General features: G+C 56.9%; 9 protein-coding genes. 8 read left to right on the top strand and 1 reads right to left on the bottom strand.

From position 1 onward, the window contains the following. Positions 1-8: 8 nt before the first annotated feature. The gene (locus BM235_RS13260) at positions 9-1,379 is read left to right on the top strand and encodes a lanthionine synthetase LanC family protein (RefSeq protein WP_090113808.1); all 1,371 of its coding nucleotides are present in this window, start codon (positions 9-11) and stop codon (positions 1,377-1,379) included. After that, entirely contained in the window at positions 1,376-2,632 is a 1,257-nt protein-coding gene (locus BM235_RS13255) for a metal-dependent hydrolase family protein (RefSeq protein WP_090113807.1), read from the top strand. The genes BM235_RS13260 and BM235_RS13255 overlap by 4 nt, the downstream gene beginning before the upstream one ends. 110 nt (positions 2,633-2,742) lie before the next feature. On the opposite strand, the gene BM235_RS13250 is transcribed toward BM235_RS13255, so the two are convergent. Beyond that, positions 2,743-3,657 (bottom strand): helix-turn-helix transcriptional regulator, encoded by a 915-nt coding sequence (locus BM235_RS13250; RefSeq protein WP_090113806.1) that lies wholly within the window; start codon positions 3,655-3,657, stop codon positions 2,743-2,745. A 129-nt stretch (positions 3,658-3,786) separates the two neighbouring features. Between BM235_RS13250 and BM235_RS13245 the strand changes: the two genes are divergently transcribed. From BM235_RS13245 to BM235_RS13220, 6 genes are all read left to right on the top strand, one after another. Beyond that, positions 3,787-5,004 carry a Gfo/Idh/MocA family protein gene (locus BM235_RS13245; RefSeq protein WP_090113804.1) on the top strand — a complete coding sequence of 406 codons (1,218 nt, stop codon included), beginning with the start codon at positions 3,787-3,789 and terminating at the stop codon, positions 5,002-5,004. A gap of 290 nt (positions 5,005-5,294) precedes the next feature. Beyond that, the gene (locus BM235_RS13240) at positions 5,295-7,178 is read left to right on the top strand and encodes a beta-L-arabinofuranosidase domain-containing protein (RefSeq protein ID WP_090113793.1); all 1,884 of its coding nucleotides are present in this window, start codon (positions 5,295-5,297) and stop codon (positions 7,176-7,178) included. A gap of 20 nt (positions 7,179-7,198) precedes the next feature. Next, complete coding sequence (locus BM235_RS13235; protein WP_090113790.1) at positions 7,199-8,728, top strand: glycoside hydrolase family 43 protein; 1,530 nt, start codon at positions 7,199-7,201, stop codon at positions 8,726-8,728. A 7-nt stretch (positions 8,729-8,735) separates the two neighbouring features. Next, entirely contained in the window at positions 8,736-9,734 is a 999-nt protein-coding gene (locus BM235_RS13230) for a glycoside hydrolase family 43 protein (RefSeq protein WP_090113786.1), read from the top strand. 271 nt (positions 9,735-10,005) lie between these two features. After that, the gene (locus BM235_RS13225; protein ID WP_090113782.1) at positions 10,006-10,920 is read left to right on the top strand and encodes an ABC transporter permease subunit; all 915 of its coding nucleotides are present in this window, start codon (positions 10,006-10,008) and stop codon (positions 10,918-10,920) included. Next, a complete protein-coding gene (locus BM235_RS13220) occupies positions 10,917-11,882 on the top strand; it encodes a carbohydrate ABC transporter permease (RefSeq protein WP_199408944.1) in 966 nt (321 codons plus the stop codon). Before BM235_RS13225 ends, BM235_RS13220 begins: the two co-directional genes overlap by 4 nt. The last annotated feature ends 25 nt before the right edge of the window (positions 11,883-11,907 follow it).

Here is an 11,907-nt window from a genome sequence, read left to right as displayed (position 1 = left end):
GCCGTCAAATGAGCGATCATACCCCTGCGATCGGAAAGCCGTTTGCTTTTGTCCCCAAGTTGGAAGAGGCCGATCTCATTGAAGCAGCGCATCAGGCCCACCGCTATATCGAGCAATTCAGCGTGTCCGATCCGGACGGATATTATTGGACGGGTACGCCGGACGCGAATATCGACCTCGGATTCGAGAACGGGGCAGCAGGCATTTCCTACTTCTACCTCGAGCTGTTTAAGACGACCGGGAACGGCGAATATTTGCGAATCGCTCAAGAAGGCTTCCGATATCTCTGCCGACACTGGCGCAAGCAATTGCGCATCCAAAACCCGAATGCAAAAGGTTATGAGCTGAACGTCAATTCAGGCGTTGGAAGTATAGGCGTTGCGCTTCTTGCGCATTACGAAGAAACGCGGGACACCGGGAGCTTAATCGCTTTGCGGGAGATTGCGGAATACTTGTCCGAATCGGCCGAACGCGGCAACGGCGACGTAAGCTGGACTGGGTTGCCCTACTATGCCATTGGAGACGCCGGCATTGCTCTTTTGTTACTGAGAATCGCAATTGTACGAAACGACGAGAAGCTGCATGCTTTGGCCGTGGCGTCCGCGAAAACGATTTTGAGAAGCCAGCGGCCGCACCCTCGAGGCGGCAAAGCATGGGATGTAAAGCCGCCCGGATATCCGCACAACTTCCCCAATTTTGTCATCGGTACGTCCGGAATCGGCTATGCGATGTCCGTATTTTACGAGCATACGAATGACGAGGATTTCCTGTCTTCTGCTGCAGCGGCAGCGGACCATCTGTGCGCCATCGCCGTTCCTCTGTCGGAAGGAAGACTTGTTCCTCTGACGGATGACCCGGAGGAACGTACGCTATATTTAGGCTCGTGTCATGGAGCCGGCGGGACGTCAAAGATCTTTTATCAGCTCTACCGTATGACTGGAGACGATCGTTACAAGCGCGAGATCGAGGAGATGAGCAAGGGCATTCTCAGTCTCGATGCGCCGGAGTTACAATCCTCGGGCTACTGGAATAATACATGCATTTGCTGCGGCACGGCGTCCATCCTTCAATTTCACGCGGCACTATACGCGGCCTTCGGGAATCGAAAGAATCTGGAGGTGGCGAAGCGCTGTGCCCAAGTCATTCTTGGCGAAGCGCGGGAAACGGGTAACGGCGCGATCGCTTGGCCGCTTGCGGAGACAAGACTTGAGCCGGACAACATCACCTTGAATAAAGGGTATATGCACGGCGCTGCGGGAATCGCAAGCGCGCTGCTTCAACTTTTCCAAATGCTGAAAGGAGCGTTTGAATGGAATCGCCTGATTGACGATCCCTATCCGGCACATTGCGAGCTCAACCCAAACGAGGTGCAGGCATGAATACTTTGATTAAAAACGCCAACGTTTTCGACGGTAAAAATGCCGCTTTGCAAGAAAACGTCAATATCGTGATTGAGCGAAATCTTGTGAAAGAGATCATTCACGGCTCTGTTACGGAAGAAAACTTTGAGGCAGTGTACGATGCGGCGCGCCATACCGTCATACCGGGACTTACGGACGCGCATGTTCATTTATCCATAACCGGCAATTCCTTGTCCGACGGCTGGCGGATCGACGAGAAGGCTGTCCGATCCGTCCGTTTCGCCAAGGAAATGCTCCTGCGCGGGTTTACGACCGTGCGCGATGCGGGCGGCATCACCTTTGGCTTGAAGAAAAACATCGACAATGGCTTTCTGGACGGACCCAGGATCCTGCCCTCCAATGCGATGATCTCGCAGACCAGCGGGCACGGCGATATCCGGGCCAATCATGCGGAGGTACGGATCGCGGACAGCATTTATGCTTCTGCCGATTTAAACAGCAAGCTGTCGGTCCTTGCAGACGGCGTCGACGAGGTGATTCGCGCCGTCAGAGAGCAGCTCTTTTTGGGAGCGTCCCAGATCAAGCTGATGGCCGGAGGCGGGTTTAGCTCCGCTTACGATCCGATTTGGACCGTACAGTTCAGCTTCGAGGAAATGAAAGCCGCCGTGGACGCTGCGGCTGACTACGGCACCTATGTCATGGCGCATTTGTATACGCCGTCATCCATGCAACGAGCGGCCCGAGCGGGCGTAAAGTGCTTCGAGCACGCCACGCTGCTCGACGAAGAAACAGCCAGGATCGTTGCCGACCAAGGCATTTGGATCACGCCCGGCCCACAGTTGGGCAGAGAATATCCTACGACAGGATTACCGAAATCGACGGTCAAGCTTATTGAAGATTTTCGCGACGGCGAAAGACGCGCAACCGAATGGATCGACAAATACAACCTTCCCATCTTATACGGAACAGACGCCTTTGGCGACATTCACAGGGCTGCGGAAATACAATTAGACGATTTCAGATTATTCAAGTCGCGGTTCGGCAGTTTTCGCGGCATCGTGGCGGCGACCGGAAATATTTACGAACTCATTCAATTATCTACATATCAGAATCCGTATCCGGAGGGCAAAATAGGCGTTCTAGAGGAAGGTTCCTTTGCGGACCTGCTCATCGTCAGCGGCAATCCGGTCGAGGATCTGGATATCCTGGCGGATAAAAGCAACATACGGTTCATTATGAAAGATGCCGTGGTTTATAAAAATACACTCTGATTCCGCCGATCCAAACCTCTGAGCCGCCCCGGTCCGTATGGATCGGGGCTGATTTTCGCAGATGGATGGTCGGCTTTCAGCAACATCCCGCGCCGACCCCGAAGCAAAGATCAAGACCCCCCGCCCCGAAACAGCTTCCGGTACTGCTGGGGAGAAATCCCTTGCCACTTCTTGAAGACATGGCTGAAGTTGTGCAGATCGTCGTAGCCGACCAGCGCGCCGATTCGCTCGATTTTTTCGTCCGTCTCGAGCAGGTAGCGCTTGGCCGCTTGATGGCGCAGCCTTTGCACGTATTTTTGCGGCGACTCGCCGAACAGCTGCTTGAACAGACGGATGAAATAATCCTCGCTTACGTTAAGCCTCTGCGCCAGCGTTTTATTCGTATGCGGCAGATGGAGACTTTGCTGCAGATCCGACTTTAGCTCGAGCAGCCGCTTCTGATAGGCGGTGACGGTCTGACTCTGCGGCTCCAGCGAGAGTCCGACGAGCGCGGCCAGCACGAGCTGCATGTAGCCGCGGCAGGCAAGCGAAGCGGCGGCGCGGCTGGCGTGGTAGGCCTCCGCGGCTTGTTCCATCCAAGATACAAGCTCCAGCGGCGCCGACCGGTATCGGCGAGCGAAGACGGGACTCCCGGTTCCCGTTACGGGCCAATAGCCGATCCGATCCTCCCGCGCGTCCCCGTCCTGGAAGACTAACTGGTGTTCGAACTCGATCTCCACCTCGTCATACAGGTCGAAATGGAGGCCGAGCAGCCGGGTGTCCGGCGTACCGGTCAGCTCGATCCGGTGCTCGATGGCCGGAGGCAGCACGAGCAGATCCCCAGCGAACAAGGCAAGCGGCGACGCTTCGTCTTCGAAATGCACCCGGATGCTGCCGGAGTAAATATACATCAGCTCGCTGTCGTACAGACGTCGCAAATAACCCCGAGTAGGCGGCGTACGCTGATATTCGGCATAGTGGACGCTCGGCGCGAATGCCCGGACGTCCAACGGTCTCGTATGGGGCTGCATGAAGCCCGACGGCATAATTCCCACCTCTTGCTGGAACGGAAATTCACAACTCTAATGCGAGGAACGACAAATACAAGCGATTATGCTCATGATAGCATAAACGTGTTGAACAGGAATTCACAATTTCGAAGGAGAGATGGATTCATGCCAGCTTCGTCTGCGAAGGTCCGGATCGGCGTCATCGGTTTGGGACAACGGGGGAAGGATCTTTTCGGCTTGCTTCAGGAAATGGACGACGTCGAGATCGCGGCGGTCAGCGACCTGTATGAAGATCGGTTGCACAAGGCGGCAGAGGCAGCGCAAAACGCTTCGAAACCGAAGCCGTCCTTGTACCTGAATTATAAAGAATTGCTGGCGCGGGAGGACATCGAAGGCGTCATCGTGGCGTCCTCCTGGACCAGTCATGCGGAGATCGCGATCGCGGCGATGAGAGCGGGGAAATACGTCGGGTCCGAAGTCGGAGGCGCGGCATCGATCGAGGAATGCTGGGAGCTGGTGCGGACCTCCGAAGCGACCGGCGTGCCGTGCATGCTGCTGGAAAACTGCTGCTACGGACGCAGCGAGATGGCCGTGCTGAACATGGTCAGGCAAGGATTGTTCGGCGAATTGATCCACTGCCGCGGCGGTTATCTGCACGATCTGCGCGAGGAAGTGGCGAAGGGGATCGAGAACCGGCATTACCGCATTCACAACTACCTCAATCGCAACGGCGACCTGTACCCGACGCACGGGCTCGGCTTGCCTGCAGCCTGCTTGAACATCAACCGCGGCAACCGAATCGTCAGCGTCGCCTCGATCGCCTCCAAGTCGAGGGGGATCAACGAATGGGCCGGCGAGCATCTCGGACCGGACCATCGGGCCGCGCGTTCGCCGATCGAGCTCGGCGACATCGTCACGACGATGATGAAGTGCGCGCACGGCGAGACGATTCTGCTGACGCACGATACTTCCCTGCCCAGACCGTATTCCAGAGCCGGACAGATTCAAGGCACGAAGGGCGTCTGGATGGAGGACGGCAACTCGATCTATATCGACGGCGCGAGTCCGGCGCATGAATGGGAAAAGTTCGATTCGTACCTGGAACGATACGAACATCCGGTGTGGCAGCGCTTTTTGAACGACGGCGTCAAGGGCGGACACGGCGGCATGGATTATTTGGTCCTGCGCGACTTCGTCGACTGCGTGAAGTCCCGATCGACGCCGCCGATCGACGTCTACGATATGGCCACGTGGATGGCGGTGACGGTGCTGTCCGAGCAGTCGGTGCACGCCGGCGGGGCGCCGGTCGCCTTTCCCGATTTTACGAACGGCAAATGGATCGAGCGCAGCGAGCCGATGTTGGCTTCGACGTTCGGCGCCTGAGCCCGGCGTCCCTCCCAAATACAACTTCCGGATCCCTCGCGCAGCAAGCTAGAAAAGCTTCGCAAGCGGGGACGCTTGGCGGATCCGGGGAAACGATGAAGAGCTATCCGCCATGGATAGCTCTTTGCGTTCTTCGGGCTGCTATGGCGCTAACTCGTAAACGCGGGGTAACGAAGTAAAAACTTGCACATTGTAGACGCAAATTTAAACATCCTATACTGAATTGAAAGCGCAATCAACAAGTCTCTATTTCAATCTTTGATTCGCATTCTGCGGGGAGGATAAGCGTTTTGGAACAACTCAAGGGAAAAAGCGTCCTCGTGCGCGATGGGGAGATCAATCGAAGGAAAGCGGCGAACCGTTCGTATTTAATGAAGCTGAACAGCGATCATCTTCTTTTTAATTATCGGCTGGAAGCGGGTCGTTTTTCCGGCCGCGGCATTCCGCACGACGCGCATGGTGGGTGGGAATCGCCGGTCTGTCAGCTGCGGGGACACTTCCTCGGCCACTGGCTGTCGGCTGTCGCCATGCATGTGGACGAGACCGGAGACCCGGAGCTGAAGGTGAAAATGGATCTCATCATCGACGAGTTGGCGGCGTGCCAGCAGGACAACGGAGGGCAATGGGTCGGTCCCATTCCGGAGAAATACCTGCACTGGATCGCGAGCGGCAAGCAGATCTGGGCGCCGCAGTACAATCTCCACAAGCTCCTCATGGGCCTCGTCGACGCTTATCGATACGGCCGAAACGAGAAAGCGCTCGCCGTCGCGGACGCGTTCGCGGACTGGTTCGCAGATTGGAGCGGACGATTTTCCAGGGAGCAGTTCGACGACATTCTGGATGTGGAGACCGGCGGGATGCTGGAGGTATGGGCAGATCTTCTGCGCACCACCGGCAAAGAGAAATACAAAACATTGCTCGAGCGCTATTATCGCAGCCGCTTGTTCAAGCCCCTGCTCGAAGGCAAAGACCCGCTGACGAACATGCACGCGAATACGACCATCCCGGAAGTGCTCGGCTGCGCCAGGGCTTACGAGGTGACTGGCGATAAGCGATGGATGGATATCGTGAAGGCCTACTGGAATTGCGCGGTGACGGAAAGGGGCTATCTGGCGACGGGCGGACAGACGGCCGGCGAGGTGTGGATGCCCAAGCAGAAGATGAAGGCGCGCCTCGGGGACAAAAACCAGGAGCACTGCACGGTCTACAACATGAACCGCCTGGCCGAGTTCCTGTTCCGGCATTCGGGAGATCCCGCCTATGCGCAATATATCGAGTACAACCTGTACAACGGCATCATGGCGCAGGCGTACTACCAAGCGTACCCTTTGACCGGCAGTAAACATAACGATCCTTCGACCGGGCTGCTCACGTATTTTCTGCCGATGAAGGCCGGCCTGCGCAAGGATTGGAGCGGTGAGACGGACAGCTTCTTCTGCTGCCACGGAACGATGGTCCAGGCGAACGCGGCCTGGAATCAGGGGCTCTATTATCAAGACGCAGCCGACGGCGTCTATGTCTGCCAATATTTCGATTCCGAGTTGAGCGCGGATCTCGGGGGAGATGCCGTGCGGATCGTTCAATCCCAGGATCGCATGAGCGGGAGCTTGATGAATTCCTCGATAACCGCAGGCATTCAGGGCATCAATGAGATGACCGCGATTCACGAGAATTTGCCGTCGTATCGCAAGTACGATATTGCCGTATACACGTCGGCTCCGAAGGCGTTCGCCATTCACTGCCGGATTCCGGAATGGATCATGTCGGAAGCGGCGATTTACGTCAACGGCAGCCTTCAGGGTAAGACGGCGGATAGCGGCCGTTTTTATTCCATTCGCCGAACCTGGCAGGACGGGGACCAAGTAAGCGTCATCCTGCCGATCGGAATCCGCTTCGTTCCGCTGCCGGACGACGGGAGTATCGGGGCATTCCGGTACGGTCCGGATGTACTGGCCGGGATCGGCGAGACTGAACGGATTCTGCATGCTGAAAAGGATGACATCGCGTCTGAGGTCGAGATGGAAAACGAGCGCGAATGGGGAAGCTGGCGATTCTTTTTCAAGACGGTTAATCAAGACCCCGCGATTCAAATGAGGCGAATTCGGGATATCGGGTATGAGCCGTTCCAGATCTACTTCAAAGTGAAAGGAAGATCGTCGGCCAACCATCCATAAATACGGAAAAGGGGTTCGCTATGCATACAACCGTCGCCAATCCGATCCTCTGGGCCGACGTTCCGGACGTAAGCGTCATCCGGGTCGGCTCCGTCTACTATATGGTCAGCACGAGCATGCATTCGATGCCCGGCTGTCCGATCATGAAGTCCGGGAATCTGATGCACTGGGAGCTCGTGAGCTATGTCTTCGACAAGCTGGAGGACAACGACGCCCACAATCTGATCGACGGCAATGGCATCTATGGCAACGGCTCGTGGGCGGCAAGCCTTCGGTATCATGCCGGCATGTACTATGTCGCCTTCAGTTGCAACGACATGAACCGGTTCTACGTGTATCGCGCGTCGGATATCGAGCGCGGTCCTTGGAAGCGCTCCGTCATCGAGGGGCTGCATCACGATCCGAGCCTGCTGTTCGACGACGACGGACGCGTCTATGTCATCTATGGCAATGGCGGCATTCGTATCCGCGAGCTGACTGACGATGCGTCCGCCTTGCGGGAAGGCGGTCTCGATCGGCTGCTGTTCGAGACGGAGCGCGAAGGCATCGGCTTGCGCTGCGAGGGCTGTCATGCCTATAAACTGAACGGTTACTACTATCTGTTTTTCATCGAATGGCCGAACGTCGGCAACCGGCGCCGCCGGCAGCTCGTCTACCGTTCGCGGGAGCTGCTCGGTCCCTATGAGCGCCGCATCGCGCTCGACGACGACCTGGGCTATCGGAACTGCGGCGTCGCCCAAGGCGGTATCGTCGATACGCCGGAAGGAGACTGGTACGCGATGTTGTTCCAGGATCGCGATGCCGTCGGCCGTCTTCCGTGCCTCGTGCCGATGCGCTGGGAGAACGACTGGCCGGTGCTGGGCGAGGACGGCCAAGTACCCAAGACGTTCGAGGTGCCGCAGCCGGACCCTGCGCCCAAGCCGCTCGTAAAGAGCGACGAATTCGACTATTTCGAAAATCAGCTGGCGCTGAACTGGCAGTGGAACCATAACCCGGACGACAGGCTCTGGTCGGTGACCGAGCGCCCGGGCTGGCTGCGGCTGGCGACGGGACCGGTCGTCGACCGAATCGAGCGCGCCTGCAATACGCTGACGCAGCGGACGGAAGGTCCAACCTGCGTCGGGGAGACGCTGCTGGACGCGACGGGGATGAAGCCGGGCGATCGCGCCGGCCTGGCCGCGCTGCAGAGCGGCTTCGGCACCGTCGGCATTTGGGCCGGCGAGAGCGGGGAGCGGCTCGTCGCGATGTGCGTGCGAGGAGAAGACGGAAGCGAAGAGATCGTGGAAAGCTTGCCGTTCGCCGGCGAGGTAATCCGTTTGAAGATCGATTTTGACTTCAGGGAGAGCGCGGATACGGCAGTCTTTGCTTATGCAGCCGAAGGCGAAGCGTGGAGGACCATCGGCCGTCCGCTGAAGATGAAGTATACGCTGGATCACTTCATGGGCTACCGTATCGGCTTGTTCAACTATGCGACCCGCCAGCGCGGCGGCTTCGCGGACTTCGATTATTTCCGCTATGCCAAGGGCGAACCTATCCATGAAATGGAGTGAACCTCGAATGAACCAGGCTCCGAAGCCGAATCAACCGCTCGTGACCCACATTTACACGGCGGATCCGTCCGCACACGTATTCAACGGGCGTATCTATGTTTACCCTTCGCACGATCTCGACCATGACGGCGAGAGCAATGACAACGGCGACCAATACCGGATGGAGGATTACCATGTCCTGTCCTTGGACGACTTCGATTCCCCGGTCGTCGATCACGGCGAAGCGTTGCATATTCGGGACGTTCCGTGGGCGTCCAAGCAGATGTGGGCGCCGGATGCCGCGTACAAGAACGGTAAGTATTATCTCTTCTTCCCGGCACGCGACCGAGAGGGAATCTTCCGGATCGGCGTGGCGACAGGCATATCCCCGGAAGGGCCCTTCCGGGCGGAGCCGAATTTTATGGAGGGAAGCTTCAGCATCGATCCGGCGGTGCTCGTCGACGATGACGGCCGCAGTTATATGTACTTCGGCGGCCTCTGGGGCGGCCAGCTGGAGAAGTGGCGGACCGGCGAATTCCGGCCGGATCCGGAGGAGCTCGCGCCCGACGCGCCTGCGCTCGGACCGCGCGTCGCGCTGCTGAACGACGATATGCTGTCGCTCCAGGGGACGCCGCAGGAGGTCGAGATCGTCGACGAAGACGGCAGCCCGATCCTCGCGGGCGACGAGGACCGGCGCTACTTCGAGGGACCGTGGGTGCACAAGCACGATGGCTTGTATTACCTGTCTTACTCGACCGGGACGACACACAAGCTCGTCTATGCCGTCAGCCGCGACCCGCTCGGGCCGTACACGTTCAAGGGGACGATCCTGACGCCCGTGATCGGGTGGACGACCCACCACTCGATCGTCCGGTTCCGGGACAAGTGGTATCTGTTCTACCACGACAGCTCCCTGTCGGGCGGAGTCAACCACAAGCGCTGCGTCAAGTATACGGAACTGCACTACGACGAGGACGGAACGATCCGGACGATCGATCCTTACCCGGAGGACCATACGAACGCTTGAATTCACATCATCCGCACACGGAGAGAATCAACCAGATTCTCTCTTTTTTATTAGCCGATCGTCATCAAACGGCTGGCAGCCCCTGGAATATATAACGCTTACAAAAACGTAAACGATCGTTAAGCAAGTAAAAAGATGCACGTAGTTCCGGGCATATAAGGGTGCCTATAATGTAAACATGAAAGCGTCATCAAGACTGCGCGGCAATAGGAAGGGAGATCGATATGAAAGGTAACGCCCATTCGAAACGAAAAGGAGAGGCGGAGTGCGCATGCTAAATTACAACAAGAGAAGCACGTCGTTCAGAAAGTTTCTCTATATCTCTCCTTTTATGATTCTGCTGTTCATCTTCGCCTACTACCCCCTGTATGGCTGGGTATACGCCTTCTTCGACTATACGCCTCCGATTCCGTTGTCCAAGTCGCCGTTCGTCGGGCTTCAATGGTTCAGATCGCTGGTCGAAAACCAGGTGAAAGTCGATCAACTGCTGCAGGTCATCAAGAACACGTTCGGCTTGAGCGGACTAAGCCTGCTTTTCTCCTGGCTTCCGATGGTATTCGCCATTTTCCTCACCGAGATCAAAGCCGTACGCTTCCGGAAGTTCATCCAGACGGTCACCACGCTCCCGAACTTTATCAGCTGGGTGCTGGTTTATTCCCTCGCCTTCTCCATGTTCTCGAGCGAAGGCGTCATTAACGGCATGCTGCGGCAGCTGGGCCTGACCGACGCGCCGATCTTGTTCCTCCAGAGCTCCGACCACGTGTGGCTCACGATGTGGATGTGGACAACCTGGAAAGCGTTGGGGTGGTCCGCCATTCTGTACATCGCCGCGATCATGGGGATCGACGATTCCCTCTACGAGGCGGCCCACGTGGACGGCGCTACCCGCATGCAGGTGATTCGCCATGTCGTTCTGCCGAGCATGCTGCCGACGTACTTCGTGCTGCTGATGCTTCAGATCGCGAGCTTCCTGAACAATGGCCTGGAGCAGTATTTCGTCTTCCAGAACGCATTCAACAAGGACAGCATTCAGGTTCTGGACTTGTACGTGTACAACCTGGCCATGGGCGGGGGCAGTTATTCCGTGTCCGTCGCGATCAGCATGCTGAAGAGCTTGATCAGCGTCGTGCTTCTCTTTTCGGTGAACGGACTGTCCAAAATGTTAAGAGGGGAGGGCATCGTATGAGCGACAATACGACCGAGCTGGTACCCGAAGCGATTTATCAAAGCCGAGCGGACAAAAAGTCGGGCTATAAGCTCAGCGCGACGGACAAGTTCATCTCCGTCGTCATCTATACGCTTTTCTCTCTGTTTGCGCTGATCTGCGTCTATCCCTTTTACTCGATCATCATCAACACGATCAGCGCGAACGATATCAGCGCTCGAGGCGACGTCGTGTTTTTCCCGAAGCATATTCACTTCCAGAATTATATCGACGTGTTCAAAATCCCGGGGCTCGGCCACGCGGCGCTCATCTCGCTGGGCAGAACGGTCATCGGCACGAGTCTGACGGTGGGCGCTTCCGCCTTCCTGGGCTTCATGTTCTCCCAGGAGGATATGTGGGCGCGGAAGTTCTGGTACCGGTTCACGGTGATCACGATGTTTTTCAGCGCCGGGATCATTCCCTGGTACTTGACGATGAGATCGCTGCATCTGACCAACAACTTTCTGGCTTACGTGTTGCCGGTGATCGTCTCTCCGTTCTTCATTATTCTGGTCAAGACATTCGTCGAGTCGACGCCGAAGGAGCTGCAGCAGGCGGCCAGCATCGACGGTGCCGGGGTGATGACCATCTTCTTCCGCATCATGCTGCCGATCTGCAAGCCGATACTGGCGACCGTCGCCATCTTCGCGGCCGTGGATCAGTGGAATTCCTTCCAGGATACGCTGCTCTTGGTAACGGACAGCAATTTGTACAGTCTGCAGTTCATCCTGTACAACTACATCAATCAGGCGAGTTCCTTGTCGACGATGGTCAACCTGCAAAATGCAGGCTCGACCGCGATGTCCAGCCTGTCGACCAAGCAGACGACCACGTCCATTCGAATGACGGTGACCATCATCGTCGTGGCGCCCATTTTGCTGATCTATCCGATATTCCAAAGGTTTTTCGTAAAGGGGATTATGATCGGCGCGGTGAAAGGCTGACTCGCGCTTGCGCCATTATAATAAA

Source organism: Cohnella sp. OV330 (assembly GCF_900112065.1).
Lineage (GTDB): Bacteria > Bacillota > Bacilli > Paenibacillales > Paenibacillaceae > Cohnella.
This window is presented reverse-complemented; position numbering and strand designations above follow the sequence as displayed.